The sequence below is a fragment of the Hyalangium sp. genome (assembly GCF_035629615.1).
Taxonomy (GTDB): Bacteria; Myxococcota; Myxococcia; order Myxococcales; family Myxococcaceae; genus Hyalangium.
This window is the reverse complement of the sequence record NZ_DASPHO010000863.1, coordinates 1-18,175: the sequence shown is the minus strand read 5'-3', so window position 1 is coordinate 18,175 and position 18,175 is coordinate 1. Positions and strand designations below refer to the sequence as shown.

15 protein-coding genes, 1 tRNA gene and 1 pseudogene are annotated in these 18,175 nt (G+C 66.1%); 10 read left to right on the top strand and 7 right to left on the bottom strand.

What is annotated here, in order from left to right:
• Positions 1 to 41 precede the first annotated feature (41 nt).
• From VD972_RS43340 to VD972_RS43330, 3 genes are all read right to left on the bottom strand, one after another.
• On the bottom strand, positions 42 to 1,151 hold the full coding sequence (locus VD972_RS43340) for a site-specific integrase (RefSeq protein WP_324995627.1): 1,110 nt from the start codon (positions 1,149 to 1,151) through the stop codon (positions 42 to 44).
• Positions 1,152 to 1,160: 9 nt separating this feature from the next.
• Complete coding sequence (locus tag VD972_RS43335) at positions 1,161 to 1,625, bottom strand: helix-turn-helix domain-containing protein (RefSeq protein WP_324995625.1); 465 nt, start codon at positions 1,623 to 1,625, stop codon at positions 1,161 to 1,163.
• Between the two features lie 279 nt (positions 1,626 to 1,904).
• Complete coding sequence (locus VD972_RS43330) at positions 1,905 to 2,372, bottom strand: hypothetical protein (protein WP_324995624.1); 468 nt, start codon at positions 2,370 to 2,372, stop codon at positions 1,905 to 1,907.
• A gap of 556 nt (positions 2,373 to 2,928) precedes the next feature.
• Here VD972_RS43330 and VD972_RS43325 point away from each other — a divergent pair.
• From VD972_RS43325 to VD972_RS43300, 6 genes are all read left to right on the top strand, one after another.
• Complete coding sequence (locus VD972_RS43325) at positions 2,929 to 3,774, top strand: hypothetical protein (RefSeq protein WP_324995622.1); 846 nt, start codon at positions 2,929 to 2,931, stop codon at positions 3,772 to 3,774.
• Positions 3,775 to 4,287: 513 nt separating this feature from the next.
• On the top strand, positions 4,288 to 5,004 hold the full coding sequence (locus VD972_RS43320) for a hypothetical protein (protein ID WP_324995620.1): 717 nt from the start codon (positions 4,288 to 4,290) through the stop codon (positions 5,002 to 5,004).
• A 483-nt stretch (positions 5,005 to 5,487) separates the two neighbouring features.
• On the top strand, positions 5,488 to 5,790 hold the full coding sequence (locus tag VD972_RS43315) for a hypothetical protein (protein ID WP_324995618.1): 303 nt from the start codon (positions 5,488 to 5,490) through the stop codon (positions 5,788 to 5,790).
• 405 nt (positions 5,791 to 6,195) lie between these two features.
• Entirely contained in the window at positions 6,196 to 8,829 is a 2,634-nt protein-coding gene (locus tag VD972_RS43310; protein ID WP_324995617.1) for a VapE domain-containing protein, read from the top strand.
• A 517-nt stretch (positions 8,830 to 9,346) separates the two neighbouring features.
• A complete protein-coding gene (locus VD972_RS43305) occupies positions 9,347 to 9,805 on the top strand; it encodes a hypothetical protein (protein WP_324995615.1) in 459 nt (152 codons plus the stop codon).
• 6 nt (positions 9,806 to 9,811) lie between these two features.
• A complete protein-coding gene (locus VD972_RS43300; protein WP_324995613.1) occupies positions 9,812 to 10,147 on the top strand; it encodes a hypothetical protein in 336 nt (111 codons plus the stop codon).
• A gap of 58 nt (positions 10,148 to 10,205) precedes the next feature.
• On the opposite strand, the gene VD972_RS43295 is transcribed toward VD972_RS43300, so the two are convergent.
• The 3 genes from VD972_RS43295 to VD972_RS43285 all read right to left on the bottom strand — a co-directional run bounded on the left by VD972_RS43295 (position 10,206) and on the right by VD972_RS43285 (position 12,698).
• Positions 10,206 to 10,535 carry a hypothetical protein gene (locus tag VD972_RS43295; protein WP_324995611.1) on the bottom strand — a complete coding sequence of 110 codons (330 nt, stop codon included), beginning with the start codon at positions 10,533 to 10,535 and terminating at the stop codon, positions 10,206 to 10,208.
• A gap of 451 nt (positions 10,536 to 10,986) precedes the next feature.
• Positions 10,987 to 11,757: a phage Gp37/Gp68 family protein gene (locus tag VD972_RS43290; RefSeq protein ID WP_324995609.1), complete on the bottom strand. Its 771-nt coding sequence runs from the start codon at positions 11,755 to 11,757 to the stop codon at positions 10,987 to 10,989.
• Positions 11,757 to 12,698, bottom strand: a complete 942-nt coding sequence (locus VD972_RS43285) for a three-Cys-motif partner protein TcmP (protein WP_324995607.1) — start codon at positions 12,696 to 12,698, stop codon at positions 11,757 to 11,759. Before VD972_RS43285 ends, VD972_RS43290 begins: the two co-directional genes overlap by 1 nt.
• A 261-nt stretch (positions 12,699 to 12,959) precedes the next feature.
• Here VD972_RS43285 and VD972_RS43280 point away from each other — a divergent pair, with 261 nt between their 5' ends.
• The 3 genes and pseudogenes from VD972_RS43280 to VD972_RS45690 all read left to right on the top strand — a co-directional run.
• Positions 12,960 to 13,169 carry a helix-turn-helix domain-containing protein gene (locus VD972_RS43280; RefSeq protein WP_324995605.1) on the top strand — a complete coding sequence of 70 codons (210 nt, stop codon included), beginning with the start codon at positions 12,960 to 12,962 and terminating at the stop codon, positions 13,167 to 13,169.
• Positions 13,166 to 17,056: a DEAD/DEAH box helicase gene (locus VD972_RS43275; protein ID WP_324995603.1), complete on the top strand. Its 3,891-nt coding sequence runs from the start codon at positions 13,166 to 13,168 to the stop codon at positions 17,054 to 17,056. The genes VD972_RS43280 and VD972_RS43275 overlap by 4 nt, the downstream gene beginning before the upstream one ends.
• Before the next feature lie 27 nt (positions 17,057 to 17,083).
• Positions 17,084 to 17,176: pseudogene (locus tag VD972_RS45690) on the top strand (hypothetical protein); the annotation flags it as partial.
• A gap of 225 nt (positions 17,177 to 17,401) precedes the next feature.
• On the opposite strand, the gene VD972_RS43270 reads toward VD972_RS45690, so the two are convergent.
• A tRNA-Pro gene (locus tag VD972_RS43270) sits at positions 17,402 to 17,478 on the bottom strand.
• Positions 17,479 to 17,718: 240 nt separating this feature from the next.
• Between VD972_RS43270 and VD972_RS43265 the strand changes: the two genes are divergently transcribed.
• The gene (locus VD972_RS43265; protein WP_324995601.1) at positions 17,719 to 18,111 is read left to right on the top strand and encodes a response regulator; all 393 of its coding nucleotides are present in this window, start codon (positions 17,719 to 17,721) and stop codon (positions 18,109 to 18,111) included.
• Positions 18,112 to 18,175: the final 64 nt, after the last annotated feature.

Below are 18,175 nucleotides of genomic sequence, written 5' to 3'. Positions count from 1 at the left end.
TCCTTGGTCGGCGTAGGTGCCGCCGGGAGAAGTCACCCCGATTATGCCGCGTCCCGAAAGACCTCGATGACGCCAACTGCTCGGCTGGACGTGCCTGCCGAGCGCCAACGCGGCATTACCCGGAGGTCGGCATAATGCCGGAGGTCGTGGAAACGCATCGGCCGAGGGAGGGCCCGGGGCCACAGCTTCATCCCGCAGGCCGGGCAGGTGCGGGAGGCGGTGTCGGGGTGACGCTCGGTATGGGGCTTGCCCTGCGCCTTGCACCGTCGGCAGACATGCTCGTAGCCCTCGACCAGTCCCGCGCGAGCCAGCGCGTGACGCAGTACCTTCTGCGGATCGGCCTCGGGGGAGCGCATTCGCCCCAGGGCATCGGGGAAGAGCAACTCACCGGGCGAGGCCGCCATCGCGGCGCGCAGGTAGGGCACCAGCGGCTTGGCGATGGGGATGATGTCCGCGTGGCCGCCCTTGGTGGTCTCCTTGTCGTAGGAGCGGGCGATGGTGAGCGTGCCCGTGGCGAGGTCCACGTCGCGATTGCGCAGGCCGAACAGCTCGCCCTTTCGCATGCCGGTGTAGAGGGCCGTGGCGAAGAGCGTGCGCCACTCGTCGGGGACATGGGGCAGCACGAGGGGCACCTCCTCCGCCCGGAGCGTGGCATGCACCTTGCGCGGCACCTTGCGGGACTCCACGTCCTTCACCAGGTTCGGCCCCGTCCACACGCCGGCCTTCCGTGCTCGGGAGTAGACGGTGTGCAGCGTGCCACGCAGGCCATTGATGGTGGTGGGCTTCAGGCCCGTTGCTGCCATCCGGCGGAACTGGTCCTCGATGTCCGCGGGCTTCACGTGTCGTAGCGGGAGCTTGCCCAGTGGCGAGTCGAGTACGTGCCGCTGGAGACGCTTGCGCTCGTTGTACTCGCGGTCCGGCGGACAGCGGTTCTTCAGCCACCACTCGCACAGCTCCGCGAGCGTCATCGTGGTGTCGGTGGGAAGCTCCTCGAGACCGAGGCGCTGCCGGGTGGCCTTACGCTCCAGCTCATCGCCGTATGCGCGTGCTTCGGCCTTCGTCCGCGCGTCAGTACGCACGAGACGTCGGTGGCCGGTGCCGTCGGTGTAGCCCACGTACCAGCGGTCGTTCTTCCGGTAGACGGTTGCCATGACGTTCTCCTAATCGGCGTGGGGGAGAGACTTCTTCCCGTTCTTCTTACGAAGAGGACGTGGTCGGTAGTCCCGGATCCGTACGACCTGGCCCCCGCGCTCACCGCGAAGCCACGCCCGGATATCCTCGGGGATGAAGCGCACGGCGGCACCGAGATGCACGCAAGGGATCGTTCGGGTCGCGACGCGCTGGTACACCCACGAGGTGGAAACGTTGAGGTAGGCCGCGAGGCCGCGCACATCCCAGAGCGCCTCCACGAGGGGTTGCTCGGAACAGGGCTGAGGATGGCCAACAGGACTGACCTGGGCGACGACAGAAGACTTCTTTTCTTCGGACACGACGTCACGCGCGCTGGCACAAGCGCGTCCAACGACGAAGTGCCGGTCCGCCCATGCCGCGACGTTGCGTCGCGAGGACCGACGGTTCTTCAGGGGGCACCCTGCATGTGCAGGCGTGTGGCTCCCCCGGTCCATCCCACTGCCATTGCCGAGGTCGGCCTGGTGGCTTCCCTCGCGCTACGAGTTCGCGGATCCGGCCGTGCCGCCGGAGAGCCGCAGCCCGTGCTCGACGGGCCCTCTATGGGAGGAGCAGGCCAGCGTTTCGCGTGGCCGTCCACCCAGGGCTCTTATTCACGCCGAGAGGCTCCCGCGTCAAGGGCATCTGCACCCAAAGAAAAGCGGCCAGGCCCCTGGACTCGAAGTGCAAGGCCCCGGGGCGGTCGTGGTTCCCCGGGGCTTCGCACCTCATGCCGCTCAGCCTCTTTGACGCGCAGCTGCTTCCTGCTCGCTCTCGGCCATGTGGACCTCGCGAGAGTGAAAGGCGATCCGCTGATCATGCGTCCACACGCGAAGGCGGATATCCGGGTCTTCCTCCGGGCTGGGGGCGCCGGTGAGATTGCCGGGAGTCAGGATGCGCTTGGGATCGGTGGAGCCGCGGAGCACTCGCTGCACCTGATCGAGGCGAGCATGAACAAGTCCCAGCACCGCGACTACAGCTGGCGGGATACGATCTGCGGCCTCGGTGGAGAAGACTGCGTCCTCGGCGAGTGCATCAGTGAGCAGCACAGCGCCGTCGACGGCCCGGCCGATAGCGGACAGCTCCGCCGCGATGCTGACGAACTGCGTGGAATCGTCCTCAGCGGACGGTGGCATCTCGTCCTTCGGTGAGGCGGGTGGAGGTGGAGAGGGATCTTCGGCCTTCAATTTGCGTGGCTTCGCCATGCAGTGAACTCCTTCTCGGCGTCTGTGGTTGATGGTGGGACCGGGCATGCCAGCGTGAGGCCGATGCAGCCCGCGGGGAGTGCCCTCCAGCAGAAGAGGGAGCGCGCTCCTTCTCGCTTATACCCACCCCGGGGGCGGGCTTCGGACGCTGCTGGCCTGCGGACCCTCGGATCTCGAGGGAGTGCCCGGTTCCGCTGAGGGGAGGGAAATGGCTGTGGGCATGAAGACTCTCCGATCTTGTTGAATATCACCCCCGCGGTGGGTTAGTGAGACCACTGAAGTGCGTAGTACGCCCATGCAGTAGCCAGAGCAGCCACCGAGCTGAGAGTGACGCGGTGACTGCAACCTCTTGTTCGCCAGAAGTTCGGCGAGCCGTCCGTGCGAACTGGCCGCACACGCCCATGCCAATGACCGCGCTCATAGCCTGAGCGCATGTAGCCGTCCGCGAGCACCTCGGTGCCTGCGGCGGCCTGAATATCTCGACGCGTGTCGCCCTCGTGGCGCTCCTGCGTCGCATTGCGTCGCCCTACCGTAAGGCGGGGCGGGATGGTCAATCATGTCTGAATCGAAGAGAAAGAAGGCGAAGTCCGCAGGCGAGATGAACCCGGAATTGCGCGAGGCATTGGAGAAGGTGCGCGAGCTGGTGGTGCAGGGCGACGCTGAGGATGCGGCCACCCAGTACAGCATCGGGATCATCGTGCGCGACGTGCAGGACGCTCCGGGAAAATACGGAGCAGGAAGTGTGAAGCGGCTGGCGCAGGAGATGGGGCGTGACGAGAAGAGCCTCTATCACCGTGCCCGGGTGGTGAGGACGTGGCCTCCTGATGAGTTCAAGGCGCTGCTGGACAGAAAGAACTCCAAGGGCATGCCCTTGAGTTTCTACCACTTCGTCGCGCTGTCGTCCGTGGAGGAGCGGAACGCCCGCGAGCAGCTCCTTGAGGAGGTGCTGAAGGAGAGTCACACGGTCAAAGCCACGCAGCGCCTTGTCAAAGTACGAGGGGATCCCGCCGTCGCGGAGGATGGCTCAGTGGATGGGGCGCTCTCCAACGCGGATGAGGGTGGGGCTGCGGAGGAGAAGCGCACGGCGGAGGTGTTGGCCAACCGGGTGCTCACCAAGTGGGTGTCGCAGTCGGAGCGGATGCTCAGCGAAACGGAGGTGGTGGAGAAGGCGCTCACCGAGTTGAAGGGGGGAGCAACGCCCGCGGTGACGGCGCTCGTGAAGAAGGCGGCCCAGGTGCAGCGGGCGTTGGGCAAGACGTTCATGGAGATCGCCGAGCGGCTGGACGCTGCGAGCGGGGACATCGTCAGCTCCTCCCTGAAGCCGGAGGATTCCGGAAACGTTTCCGAAATCTCCCCCGCACCCCCGTTCATGCAGGCCCACGTGGCACATGAGGGGGGCTGAGCTTGTCTGAGAGCACGAATATCCAGTAGTGCGATTCCACGGTGAGTCCCACCATGGGGTGCGACGGCTGTGATCTGTGGGGACCTGGGCGGCGCCAAGTGCCCGGCGTGGACCGCAGGTACAGCCGCAGATAGCCGAGTGCGGGAGGCGGGGCGCGGGAGCGCACGTCTTCGCCTCTGCCTCGGCCTTTGGGGCTAGCGGGGAGCGCTCGACGTCCATGGGTTTTGTGGGTTTTGCCGGAGATGCGTCTCAGGCGGCAACCTTCGGATCCATGTAGGCACAGCCCGCTACATCGCTTCCTATGTGAGTGGGGCACTGCGTGAGCAGCGATGAGCCTGCCAGCTCACGGGTGGGTCGGACGCGTCGGTGCGGAGGGGTAGCGAGGTGACAGACGGAGATGCTCATCTCAAATATTAATGCAGATACAAAACGAGGAGGATTGCATTGGGAGCGCCACGCGCAGGAGGCATCTCGAAGCGGCATTCGGAAGAGTTCATCGACGTGGATGCTGCGATGAAGTTCTTGGAGCGATATTGGGGAACAAAGAGTGTATCAAAAATGTGGGCGCTCTACGAAGTCGCCGAGGTTTCGGCCAAGCTCGCTCGCCTCGTTCAAGAGGCGCGCGAATTCCGCCTCGTCCAGGTTAGGTTTGAACGTCAGCTTCATGAGCTGACCATTAAGCCTCTCCGCGTTCTGCGTGTTCATGTGCAGTTCAATGGCGAAGAGTTCGCGTACAGCACATCAACACAGCAGTGGACTCTCGAGAGAGGCGCACGGCAGCAGGGGGCGCACCCCTCCGTCTACTCGTTCAGCTACGAGCGCGCAGTTGACGAGGTCTATTCGGATGTGGAAGCGCGACTGACGCGACTCGGGATATCGGAGGAAGCTGCATCCGAAATCGCCAACGCACTCGATGTTGCTGCCACCGAGCTGGGCCGTCGGCTGGCAAATGCGGGAACACGTGGGGCGCCGCCGACGATTCGGCGCCTCCCGGCGATCGCGGTAACAAGTGCATCAGCAGTCCTCCGGCTCCCGTCGGTCACGCCTGACGAGATGCGAGCGCTCATGGTCGCCGTCCGCTTCGAGGGGCCTGGAACTCTCCTTGAGCGCTCATCCAGTAAGAGCGCGCACGCGAGCATGTGGTCCAAGCGCATCACGGCTGCGGGGGCTCAGCGTCGGCGGCCCAAGCGCTGCGGGAAGGGGCGAGGAACCGCAGGAAAGAATCTGTAGCTCACGCGCCAATTCTTCCGGGGCACCAATTCACCGTGACTGACCTTACGGAAGGAAAAAAAGGCGCCGGGAGTGCGGATTTCTTTCCCATGTACTCGTTTCTGGCTGTGTCCAAATAGAGATGTGTCTGCATCGCCATACACATGAGGAGGTCACGCATGACACGAGACACGCCGCGTACTATCACAACCACGCTGACGCTGCCGGTCGACATCCGCGCTCGGCTCGATGAACTCAAGGCTCAGAGCGCCTAACAAAAGTCCGCTTTGAGGGGCATCGCCCCTCGGGCGGACCGGCTCAGCCCTTACTTTTGTTAGGCGCTCTCAGCGCGCCCGGACGTCGGGCCGGTGGCCGTCGTCCAACGCCATCGTTCTCGAGGCGCTCCAAGCGTTGCTCGATCGTGAGTTCCACCCCGCTTCATAACCGAAAGGCCCCGGTCCCGCTGGCGAGCAGGACGACCGGAGCCCTCAGAGGACAACCTTTATGCCCAACAACGATAAGCCTGATACGTCTGCCGCACAACCGCCCGGAGGAGGAATCCTCGCGGGCCGACTCTTCGCCTCGATGATGACGGCGCTGTACGGCCAGGACCGTGTCATCACGGGTTCGATGAAGTTCATCGAGGAGCAGCTGAACCGTGGTGTGCAGCCCATTCTCGTGGTGGTGGAAGAGGAGGGGCGGACCCTCGGCGACAAGGAACTCCGCATGTTGGAGGAGTGGGCGACCTCGCCGAAGTACAACTTCAACCTCATCACTCTCTGCGCTGACATCAGCCCGTCCGCGTAGGCCGCATTGTCCGTGGAGAGCTTGGGCTCAATGTTCACCGCCGATGCTCGCGCGGCATCGTGTGGTCCAAGGTTGTACCGCCGTCCCTTTTACGGGACGCCATCGATTCCAACGGTAACCAGCGATTCCCGGCGATTCCCTCGGATGGAGAAACAAGTAGCTGGCGGTCATGTGGGGGCGCCCGAGCCCACTGATTCGCAATAGCCACCGCGAGCGCGCAACCGGCTGCCAACCGGCTCTGCGCGCAGTAGCAGCGGAGCGTGTTTGTAGCGCACAGCCTCTTCTGAGGCGGTGTGCATTGGAAATCACCCGATGTTGGAACATACGAACTGCTCTCTTGAGCGTACGGTTTCACCGCCTCACCAGCAGCAACCTGCCGATGGTGAGCGCGTCCCCCATCACATCATGCGCGATAGCCACGCTGTCGCCTCGGACGACGTGACAGCGAAGATTCGCTTGCTGACCGAGTACTTCTTGGCGCGTAAGGACACGTTTGCCTTCGCGCCGCCCAGAGGCAACCCACGTCCGGGTTTCCTCCACCCGGAGGACATGGACAAGCTCGAAGACCTCCTGCGGGCGCACGTTGCAGGGGCGAGCGCCCCCTCGGTGCGCATCTACTTCGAGCGTGGAGACGGCACCCATGACGCCAAGGAGATGCGTGCGCGCATTGGCAGCTACGCCCTGGCGCTGGACGGCACGGTCGTCTGGAGCTGCCTCGACTTCGACGGGGGGGTGGGCCACGCCCACGCACTCGCGGACCCGCAGGGGGCGGCGCTTTACGCAGTAAAGAAGGCGGAGGAACTCGGTATCCCGGCGTACTTGGAGGTGTCGCGCAGCGGGGCGGGTTACCACCTGTGGCTTTTCTTCCCGCGGGGCACACCTGCGTGGCTGGCCCGGGGGCTCGGTCTCCTCTTGGCGCCTGCGCGTGCGCCGCTCGCGAATGGCGGGGAGGCGGACCCCAAGCGATCGGTGGGTATTGAGGTGTTCCCGAAGGCGCCGCGAGTGGCCGAGGGGGGCGTCGGCACGATGGTCTTCCTGCCTTGGTACTGGGACGCGCCCGACGGCGCCAATCAGTTCGTGCGGGTTGCCGCAGATGGCTCCCTTGAGGTGTACCTGCCGGAAACGTTCGAGCGGATCAGCTCCGATGCCGCTGAGCGACTGCTCGCGGACGCCGGAGTGAGTGAGGCTGGCGTCTTCGCGAAGGTGCCGCAGGTCGGGACGACCGCACCTCGAGAGGGCGTGCGCCACGGGGATGCGCCCGCCTCCTTCTTGCAGAGCGCGGTGGATCGCTACAACACGGAACATCCGCGCTCCTACCCGAGTTCGGGCGGCCAGTGCCCCGCGTGCGGCCACAAGGGGTGCTTCGGCCAGCTCGCCAACAATCCGCGGCGCTGGTCCTGCTTCTCCGCCTCACACGGCGAATGCGGCGTTGGGCGCGAGGGGAGCACCTGCTGGTTCGGTGATGCCCTGGACCTCGACGCCGCTGCGGCTGGTGTCGACCGGATGGAGTTGTTGCGCGAGGGGGGCTACCTCGACGACGAAGAGGACGAATCTGAAGACGGCGCCACCTGGGCTGCCGACTGCTCAGCGGCTGCTCACGCCCAGGGCTCCAGCGTGGCGCTCGGCTCCAGTCCGACGGTGGGTCCCGGCCAGGCCAGCAACAACACGGGGCTGGTTTCCAGTGGCTCTGTGTCGTCCGCCAGAACTCGGTCCGGGACGGGGCGCCCGAAGGTCTACAAGGCCAAGACGTACGCCACGTGCTGCGACATCATTCGCAACAACGCGGCCAACATCCTGGATGGCGAACTCGAGTACAATGAGATGCTGCTGACCCCCACCATCGACCGGAAGGTGCCGCCCACCTCTATCGTCGGCATCCTGCGCGAGCGCATCGAACTCCGGCTCACCCCGCCGAAGAAGAAGGGGAAGAAGCCTCCCAAAAAGCTCACCTTCAGCGAGGCGCAGGTGACGAGCGCCCTGTTGCAGGTGGCCGAGGAGCGGAGCTACCACCCGGTGCGCGATTACCTGAACGGGCTCGTCTGGGACGGAGTGGAGCGCATCAAGGACGTGGCGCCGGTGCTGCTGGGCATCGCCAATCCGGACTTGCTGACGCAAGCCATCCTCAAACGCTTCTTCATTTCCGCTGTGGCGCGTCCCCTCGAGCCGGGTTGCAAGGTCGACACCGTGCTGGTGCTCGTGGGAGCGCAGGGCGCGCGCAAGTCCAGCTTCTTCAAGGCTCTCGCGGGTCCCGAGTGGTTCAGTGACTCCGCCGTGGACTTGAAGAACAAGGACTCGCTCATGCTGATGCGGCGCATCTGGTTCCACGAATGGGCGGAACTGGAGACGATGCGCAAGAGCGAGGCGACGCAGGTGAAGGCGCACCTGTTCTCCGCCGTGGACATGTTGCGACCGGCGTACGGGCGGCGCATCGAGGAATTCCCGCGGACCTCAATCATCGTCGCCTCCACCAACATCCCGGCTTTTCTCAACGACGAGACGGGCAGCCGTCGCTTCTGGATTGTCTCCGGGTGCACCTGCATCGACGTGGAGAAGGCGCGACAGTGGCGGGACCAACTGTGGGCCGAGGCCGTGGCGCTCTACCACGCGAAGGAGCAGTGGTGGCTCACGCCGGACGAGGATGCGCTGCGCGCCGCGCGCAACGTCGATCACGAGCAGCAGGACATCTGGGGCGACGTGGTACTGGACGCCGTGGTGCGTCGGCTGACCGTCGACCCGGAGGCTCCCATCACGACTCAGTCGCTGCTGGAGGATCATCTGGGCAAGCAGCCCAAGGACTGGACGCAGGCCGACCAGAAGCGCGTGGCCGGCATCCTCCAGCGCTTGGGCTTCACCGACGACCGCAAGCGGGTGAAGGGCCAGCGTCTCAGCCTCTGGACTCCTCCGCCGGCCATCCTGGTCATAGCCGCGGAGCGGCGTGATCAGGACGCCAAGGCGATGCGCGAGGAGGAGGAGGCTTTGCGGCGCCAACAGGAGGCCCTAAAGGCAAAGAAGAACGTAGACGACTCCGACTTCTCGTGATGCGGCCTTGGCGGGTTTGCCGTTACCAGGGTGCCTCCAGGCCCCCAGACGCGTAGGCGGGGCATCCTGCACGCCAACATGGCCACCGTGGCCACCCTCGCAGAGCCGGAGGATGGCCGGAGGGGGAGGGGAAAGGGCTTCTGATTTCAAAGGGTTAGGGGGCTGTCCACCTGTCCACCCTGACCACCCTCCTGCTGGAGGAGGAGAGCGAAGAAGAAATGCGCGAATCTTTAGTGGAGCGCGTCATGGCGTGTGGCCAGGGTGGCCGGGGGGCCTCTCCCCCTCCGGGGGCGTGTGGCCACCCTGCCGCTGCCGCATGGGTGGCCGGCCACTCTCGCGAGTGGACAGGGCGCACCAAGTCCACTCCATTACGGGGGCTGCGAAGGTGCTGCACCTAATGCCACACGCACGAGAGACTCCTGACGGGATGCCATGACGGCGCTCATTTCCGGGTAGATGCGGCGCCCTACGGGGGCGATTCCGACGGATGTCCTAAACTTTGTACGTGACGACATCCATGATTCCCCGTCATCTCTCCCTCGCCCCATGTGCTTCCGACGCGCAGCCGGAGGCCCTCGCGTGCGCGGAGCCGCCGCAGCAGCCCCGGCTGGGTCTTCCGGCGCTGGACCAACTGGCGTTGACCGCCTTCGCCACCGGCGACGCCGCGCAGCTCGTGGAGCACGTACGCGGCATGGCCGAGGTGCTGGCCTCAAACGACGGCGACGCAACGCGGCGGCGAACGATCTCCCGTCACTTGGCCGTCACCCGCGGCCAAACTGACCTGATCGACGCCGCCATGGGCGAGGCGTTGGGGCGACGCGACTTTGAGGCGGTGAAGGCCCTTACGAAGCTCGCTGACGTGCAGACCCGGCGCTTCAAGATGCTACTGGAGGAGCACCGCATTGAGCTGGGCCGTGACCAGCCCGTGCAGATGTTCGTCCAGCACGCGGACAGCGTCACAGTGGGCCGGAGGTAGCAGGACATGGCGGTCTACCGCGACCAGGTCACCCGAGTCACGCTGCCCATGGTCCGAGCGTGGATGAGGCCAGCGGGTTTTCGGCAGGCACCATCGGTGCGGCTCGAGAAGTTCGGCTTCGCGGTGGACGTGAAGCTTGAGCGCGTGGCGAACTCCACCAGCTATGGCGGCGAGCGAGTCTTTTTCGTCTGCCCGCGGCCGAGCTGTGGCGCCCGCGTCAACGTGGTGGGCTGCGCGATGTGGATCGGCTGGGGCTGCTCAAAGTGCCTGCGCTGGAGGGGACGGAATCGGCGATGGATTGAGCTGGCGCCGGTCATCAACGGAGGCGAGGCTCGTGCGTAGCAATTTCATTGAAATCACGAACTGGTACGGACGCTGTCGGATCTGCGATTTTCATTATTCAAAGGATGAGCCCGATGAGGCACGCCAGCACCGTAGCTATCATCGCCGCTACCTTCGAGCATGTGATGAGCTCTTGGCGCCTGTTCATCGTGCAGATCGAGAACGGCTGATGAAGGAGGGAGCCGAATTGCTGGAGCACGGAGCAGCTTTCTCCGAACGAATACGAGGCGCGGAGCTCCAGCTGAAGGCGTTGTTTCATGAACACCTGGCCGCAGTACTGCTCGGGCTCGAGTCGCGGCGTTCGTACTTCGAACTCGTTACCTTCTTGGATATCAGTGGTCGGCTTCATGGCAGGTTCGATCCGGATGTGGCCGACGAGCTGAGCCATCGGTATTCGAACCGGCCGCGGAGGTGACGCGGCTATTGCATAGCCTCTGTTGCGATAGACGGACTTCAGCTTGCGTGGGGGGATGTGGGGCCGGCATCGTAGCGAGGTCTTCCTCAAGGATTCTTCTCGTCCCGCTTTGGGCCCACCTCCCGGTTGGCACACGTGGCTCGTATGCTCGCCCTGGCACACCACCTCCAGGGGGCCATAGACGGGGGACTGATGCCGGACCGGGCCGCTGTCACGCGCAAACTCGGGCTCACACGCGCCCGGGTAACACAGCTGCTCGACCTGCTCCTGCTCGCGCCCGACCTCCAAGCACGCGTCCTCGAACTCGAAGCCGTTGACGGCGCCGAGCCGCTGGCCGAGCGGACCCCCGAGCGGTGGCCCACGCGGGGACGTGGGCCGAGCAGCGGGCGGCGTGGGCGAAGCTGACCGCGAAGCAGTGACGGGCTCAGCCCATCACGGGCAAGGAGCGCTGTGCGCGTGGCGCTCGCGCGACCGGCGCCGACGGCGCCGTATCCGGCATCTCGTCGTACGTGCGCCCATCGAGGACGCGGCCGGCCTTCTTCTTGTTCTTGCCGCCCCACTGCTTGAAGAAGAACGCGACGCCTGCCCGCGCGCACTGGTCGCGGATGTCGGTGACCCATGCCGGGTCGATCGGACGTGCGCGGTGACCGGACTCGCCTCCCACGATCACCCAATCGATGTTCTTCAGCTTCAGCTTCCGTAGCGGCCCGAGCAGCGGCTCGAGCGAGAGGAACCTTACGTGAGCGCCCGTCGTCCGCAGGTCGTCGATACGGTCGACGTAGTCCGCGTTCTCGACGCTCACGCCCATCCACACGTTCTCCGGCCAGTCGATCTCGGGGCTCAGCTCGGCAAGCCGATCGGCACGCTTCGTGAGCACCTGGAAGCGGTGCCAGTGCGCGCGGCGCATGACGCCGAACACGCGCTGGATGTACTCGGGCGGCACGTCCTTGTGGAACAGGTCGCTCATCGAGTTCACGAAGATCGTCTGCGGCTTCTTCCACTTAAGCGGAAGCTCCAGCATCTGCGGCTGCATGGTGAGCTCAAAGCCGTTCCGATAGTTCGGCTGCCCCATCGCCTGCAGGCGTTCCGCCATGCGCTCGGCGTAGCAGTACTTGCAGCCGGGGCTGATCTTGTTGCACCCCGTGACGGGGTTCCAGGTGGACTCGGTCCACTCGATGCCGGAGCCGAGCGCCATCAGCGCACCTCCTTTAGGGGCTTGAGTAGGTGGTTGGCAATCCGCAGCGCGATGTCCTTCCCGCGTTCGTTGCCCACCGCGAAGCAGAACATGTACAGCGGGTTCTTCGACGAGTTCCAGAGCACGCCCGGCTCCTCGGCGACGCCCGCGAACACCTGCTTCAGACGGTTGTTGAAGTAGCGCGCCATCACGTCCATCGACGCCTTCACCTGCACCTGGTGATCGCCGAACAGCGTGGGCTTCGTCTCGACCTTGTAGAACTCGTCGTACCAGTCCGCCGTGCCGAGGAAGGCGTTCAGGCGCTGGCGCCACGACTCTGGCAGCTTGCCGGACTTCGGCGCGAGGCGGTTCATGCCCATGCCGAGCGGCACGAGGAGCCACAGGTCGATCGCCTTCGTCGCGGCGACCGCCTCGATCGTCTTCCACTCGACCTGCATGCCGTAGGGATCGAGGAAGAGCACCGCGCGCCGCGACTTCCACTTGGAGGGGTCGGCGCAGAGCTTCTGGATCACCTCGTTCGCCTCACCTTGGCGAACGTCGATGTCGTTGGCGAGCGCGGGGAACTCCGTCTTCAGGCCCTCGAGCTGCTGGCAGCGCTCGGGGCTCCGCTCGATGAAGATGTACTTGTCGAAGCGCGGCTCGACCTGCAACGCGAGCTTCGCCGATCCATCGAGCAGCTTCTGCGGGGCCGCCTCGGCGAGGTCGGGGAAGAGCAAGGTTTCGGTCGCACCGCTCGACTCGGACTCGCGCGCGGTGCGCGTGCCGGTGCCCGCGAACGCATCGATGTACGCCTTGCGGAACGGCTGGGCGGGCGTCGGCTTGCCCTCCAGCGCGGTCGTGTAGCTCTTCAGGTACTTGGCGAGGACGTCCAGCTTCGCGTCGGTCCAGTCGCCGCCGAAGCGATGGGTCGAGCCCTTGGATGTCGACCGTGTCTTCGCCATTGTACTGTCCGCGCGTTCAGTATCCACAGATCGCGCCCCGTCGCCAAGGTACATGAGCCCTTGGAAACACCGTAGTTTTCGGCGCAAAGCCGCTCGATGACCTGCCCTGGGGACCGCGAACCTAGCGGTCACGACAGCGGCCCTGTCGACGAACTGGCATTACCTTCGGTCTTCTCGACTCTCATCGACTCTTGTTGGGGGAGCCAGATCTGGGTACTGTGCTCAAGTGCACAGTGGTCCTCCTCTGCTCGGAGCGCAGCGATGACGACAGAGCCTTGGGCCTCGGTTGAAGATGTCGCCAAGCACCTCGGGGTCGCGAAGGACTCCGTGTACCGGTGGATCGAGGCGCGGAAGCTCCCGGCTCATCGCATCGGCCGGCTGTGGAAGTTCAAGCTCTCCGAGGTCGACGAGTGGGTTCGGGCCGGAGGCGCCCAGGAAGACGACGGAGGAGGCCACCAGAGCAAGCGATGATGGGGCCGACGCTGACCACCAACGACCGACGACTCGAGTCGGCGAGCGCGCTGCGTGAAATCGCGCGTGCCGAGCGGTTTGACGTACGTGTGCGTTTTGGTTCAGTGGCCGACGCCACCCGCTTCCTCCGCGCGCTCACGAGCCTGCTCTTCGGCGCGAGCGTCAAGATCACCGCGACGCTGACCATCGGCGCGCCCCGCGAAGACCTCACCGCCGAGGAGATCGCTGATCGGCTCGCGCGCGGCGGCATCGACAAGCTCCGCTTCGCCCTCCGTCTCGGCGAGCACGCGATTGCCGTCGAGCTCGCGCTCCTGGCCTCGGAGCCGGGCGCCGTCGCGATCCGTGCCCCGTTCACGAGCCGCCCCGCCGTCTCGCGCCTGTGGCTCCAGACCGACGCCAACGTCGTGGCGCCCATCACCGCGCTCGCGCTCCCGACGACCGCCGAGGGGCTTGCCGTCGACGCTGCGCACGCGCTCGTCGGGCTCGCGCTCCGGTGCGGCGGCTTCGAGGAGGCCGAACTCACCGGCGAGCATCCGCTCTCCTGGAAAACAACGAAGCCGAGCGACGACGCTCAGCCGGTGCGGAGCACACTCCGAGACGCCGTGTGGAGCACCGCCAACTCGGAGGGCGTGGTCGCCCTGTGGGTCACCGGCCTTCCGCCGTCGCCGAAGCCGCGTACGCCCGAACCCGGCTGGTGGGAGCAGTACGACGTGCTCACGCGCAGCCCGCGCCAGGCGTTGACCAAGCTGCACGCCCACCTCGCCGCGCACTTCGACATCCCGTTCGCGTGGGCCATCGTCGACCTCACCGCTGCGCCCGAGGGCACCTTCGTGGTGCAGCCCGAAGCGAGCGCCATCGCGCGCCTCGTGCCGGAAGCCGATCGCGTCGTCGTTGCTGTCGACCTCGAGCAGCCCGCCTCACTGGTCGCAGAGATGCTCTTGCACCTCTGCGCGCATCTCACGCTCGGCCACGTTCGCCCGGGCGATGCGTGGGGCCATTGGGACACGCAGGCCTCGCTCTCGCCGACGCCCCATCGCCAGTGGGATCGCGAAACGCGCGCCTTCGTCGACGCCCACTTCGCCCGCCCCGTGCGCCGCGTCTCGTCGCTCGAAGAGTGCAACCCGCGCGAGAAGGCGTGGCTCGTCTTGCTCGACCACATCGGGCGCATGGTCGGTCAGACACGGACGCTGCACCCCAAGACGGAGACCTACCAGGCCGCCGCCTACCAGCGTCAGGCCGCGCAACGCCTCGTCGCGCAGCTCGAGGAGTACGGCGGCGCGATGCTGTGTGACGGCGTCGGTCTCGGGAAGACCTACGTCGCGACCACCATAGCCGTTCACTACGCGAACCAGTGGCGAGACCAGCTCGCAGACACGAAACGCTCGGCGACCGACGACCCGTTCCGCATCACGGTGCTCTCGCCCAACTCGGTGGTCAGCACGTGGCAGCGCGAGGCCATCTCGCCGCTCGCCGCGCACGGCGTCCCGCTCGCCACCATCCGCGTCATCTCGCACTCGAAGCTCTCGCGCATCGTGCCGTCGAGCGACATCCTCACGCGTGGCCGTTCGGGGATGAGCGACATGGAGCACCTGCTCCTGTCGGACCTCGTGGTCGTCGACGAGGCGCACAACTTCCGCTCCGTCGGCGCGCGCCGCACGACTGTCCTGCGCGACCTCTTGCGCCTGCAGCCGCGCAAGGACCTGCGCCGCAAGGTGCTGCTGCTCACCGCGACCCCCGTGAACAACAGCCTCGAAGACCTGCGCCAGCAGGCGGCGCTGATGTTCGGCAAGGCGCTCTTCTTCAACGACAACCTCACGCCCGACAAGTACCGCACGCGCGCGTTCAAGGACGTCGAGGAGCGCGTCGCTAGGGCCACCAAGGGCAAGGGCGTGGCCGATGTCGCAGCGTTGCTCATTCACGGCGATGCCTCGGCAAAGTTCGCCTACGCGCCCGACTTCCGCGACGACGTGCAGTTCGGCGTGCAGGTGCCGCGCGTGGGCGACTACCTCAAGGAGCAGGAGAAGCGGCTCACCGCGCAGCAGGCGGCCGTGCGCGCAGCCATCCAGAGCGGTCAGCTTCCAGCCGGAGCACCCGCACGCATCGCGAGCGAGCTGCTCGACCGCATCGTGGTCCAGCGCTCGCGCGCGCTGTGCAAGCAAATCGAGCGCGAGCAGGGCTCGAACGCGCGGCTCCTGTTCCGGCCCGACGCGGCCACGCCCGAGAAGCTCGTCTACGAGGACGTCTACGACGACACCCGCGACGTGCTCGCGCGCTTCCTCCCGCTCTTCGAGACCGAGGGCGAAGCCACCGACAAGGACACGCCACCGCTCTCGCTCAAGATCTACATGTGGGCCGACGTTCGCGACGGCATCCGCGACGCGGGCGAGGTCTCGTCCGTGGTTGGCCTGCAGCGCGTGCTGGTGCTCAAGCGCCTCGAATCTTCGCCGGTTGCGTTCCTCATCACGCTGCTCCGGCTGCTCGCGCTACACGCGCATCGGCTCAAGCAGCTCGTCGAGCTGTGCCGCGAGGTCGGCGACAAACAGCGCGAGAAGGCGCTCGCCGCCGAGCTGGCGGATCTCATCGATCAGGTGAGGCCCGTCGAGCGTGAGCGCATCGACGCGCTGCTCGCCGGCGGTACCAAGTCAAAGGTGCGCGCGACCGACCTGCTCGAGCGGTGGAGCAAGGCGCACATGAGCGCGAAGGCCGCCGCTGACACCGACGATCCGCTTCCGCCCCAGCTCGACCTGTTCGGTGAGGACGAGAAAACGACGGAGCGCGAGGAACAGCTCGATCGCCTGTGGTGCCTCCGCAATCACCTCACGCGTGACCTCGCCACGCTGCTGCGCGTCGCCCCCGGCCTCGCTGACATCATCTTCGGTCGGTTCGCGCAGAGCGACTGGCCGCAGCGCTTCATCAACGGCGGGCAGGATGTCGACTGGCCGAAGTCAGCGGCGTGGGCGAGGCGCATCGGCACTGACGCCAAGCTGCAGCGCCTCGTGGCCCGCTTGCTGCGTGCGCGGAGAGACGGCCAGAAGGTCATCGTCTTCTCGCAGTTCACCGACACGCTCGCCTACATCTACTCTGTGCTGCGCGCGGCGCCCGTGCTCGAACGCAACGAGTGGAAGACCGTGCTGCGCGAGCTGTCCACCGGCGCGGGGCACATCGTGTCGAAGGAAGAGGTACTCGACCTCATCGAACGTATCGCCGTCGTGAGCGGCGAGACCGAGGAGCGCGACGCCGTCATCCACGCCTTCGCGCCGTTCTACCGCCTCGGCCCTTCGCGCCCGCGCCTTGCCGGTGCGTCGCCGCTCGAGCAGCAGCAGCTCGACGCGCTGTGGTTCAACGGATGGACGCAGGCGCTGAAACGGCCCATCGACGTCCTCTTCGCCACGGACGTCCTCGCTGAAGGCGTGAACCTCCAGGACGCGGCGCTGCTCATCAACTTCGACGTGCACTGGAACCCGGTGCGAATGATCCAGCGCGCGGGGCGCATCGACCGCCGCCTGAACCCCGCCATCGAGGAGGCCACGAGCTTCCCCGACCTCGAAGCGCTCGCGCGTGGCCTCGGCGTGGAGCCGCCGCGCTACTGGTGGCACGCACACACCGGTGCCGCGCCCATCACGGTGAACCTGCTTCTTCCCGACGAGCTGGAGAAAGAGCTGCAACTCCGAGAGCGCATCGCCAACAAGACGCTCGCCATCGACTTCACCCTCGGCCTCGAACAGGGCACCGGCGCCGAGGCCGACTGGATGGCCGAGTACCGCTACCAGGGTATCTCGGCGCTCAACGCCTGGCAGGGCGATCGCGCCATCGAGCAGATCGCCGGGTACCAGCAGCGCCTGCGCCGCATGATGGCTGACCGCGGCATCGAGGCCGAGTGCCGTTAATGCCGCGCTCGGCATTACCGGCACACCACGGCCACGTTGCTCCTGCGCGCGGGCGTCCCCCTCCAGCACGTCCAGCGCATCCTCCGGCACCGGGACGTGAAGCTGACGGCAGACACCTACGGGCACCTCGAGGTGGAGGACCTCCGCACCGCAGTGGACACCCTGCCGGATGCCCCGATCATCGACGCGGAGTTCACCGTCCACCGGCCCGAGGTTGGCCCCGCGCCCCACGGCTTCGCACCGCTTCGCACGGATTCCGCTACCCGGCCGCTACCACCGGGCGAGCCCCAGAAAAACGAAGGGCGCGGACCCGAGGATTTCTCCAAGGATTCCGCGCCCTTTGAATGGTCGGGGAGACAGGATTTGAACCTGCGACCCCTTGGTCCCGAACCAAGTGCTCTACCAGGCTGAGCCACTCCCCGATATGTCTGCCCCTTCGCCGGTGTACGACCTCGGGCCCGGCTCGAAGGTGGCGGCGGATGTACCCGACCCGCCCGGCTGAGTCAACGCCTCAAGAACCCCTTTTCGTCCCCTTCTCAGCACCTGAGAGCCTGGTGTCCTGGCAGACTCATGAGGCTCGGTTACCCCACTCTCTCGGCTTGCAACCCCTTGGTGTTACTCGGCTCCCAGGAAGGAACGGACCTTGCTCCTTCTCTGGCTCCATGGCCGCTCCCACCATCCTGATCTCCGACGATGAGCCCCTGCTCGTGTCTGCGCTCGCCCGCGAAGGCCGCCGATCAGGGCTCACATGCCTCACGGACACCACCGCTGAGAATGTCCTCGAGCTGGCCCGCCAACACCACCCCGCCGTCATCATCCTCGACATCTACCAGCGCTATGACGGCCGGGATCTCCTCGTCCAGCTCAAGCAGGATCCCGAGACCCGCAACTGCAAGGTCATCATCCTCAGCGCCATCGAGGATCAGCACATGCGCCACCAGTGCTTCCAGCTCGGCGCGGATGCCTACGAGGTGAAGCCCTTTGCCGCGACGTTCATGCCCCGCGTGGCCCGGCTCGCCGCTGCCCAGGCCTCCCAGCCCTCCCCCACGCCGTGAGCCACGGCCAGCACGCCCCTCACCCCCCCTGACCCGCCGGGCGCAGCGAGCGGATGGCCTGCGC